Origin of the sequence: Pseudomonas sp. P129, assembly GCF_020312195.1 — a bacterium.
Taxonomy (GTDB): Bacteria; Pseudomonadota; Gammaproteobacteria; order Pseudomonadales; family Pseudomonadaceae; genus Aquipseudomonas; species Aquipseudomonas fragariae.
Map to the genome: position 1 here is coordinate 1 of NZ_JAGPYS010000051.1, position 302 is coordinate 302.

Consider the following 302-nt stretch of genomic DNA (forward strand, 5'->3'; position numbering starts at 1 on the left):
GTCGATTATCTAAAAAAGCTCGATGCCTTGGTTCAGAAGAAGCAACGAATAGCGCAGCAGAAAAAGCGCAAATCGTGATGGAACTGAGGCCTTTGCATTCTCTGGACGGCCTGCTGAAGTTTGCCGGTCTGGCACGTAGCACTTTTTACTATCAACAAAAGGTACTGCTGGCAGATGACAAATACGCCGGGCTGAAAGACCTGATTCAGGCAACTTTCTACGAGCACAAGGGCCGGTATGGCTATCGTCGCATCACGGCAGCTTTGCGCAGGGCGGGCCATCTTGTGAACCACAAGACGGTG

General features: G+C 51.3%; 1 protein-coding gene. It reads left to right on the forward strand.

Annotated features, from left to right (window positions below; all coding sequences use genetic code 11):
- Positions 1–302: IS3 family transposase (locus KBY02_RS26080; RefSeq protein WP_225650869.1), on the forward strand; the 302-nt coding region annotated here is incomplete at both ends.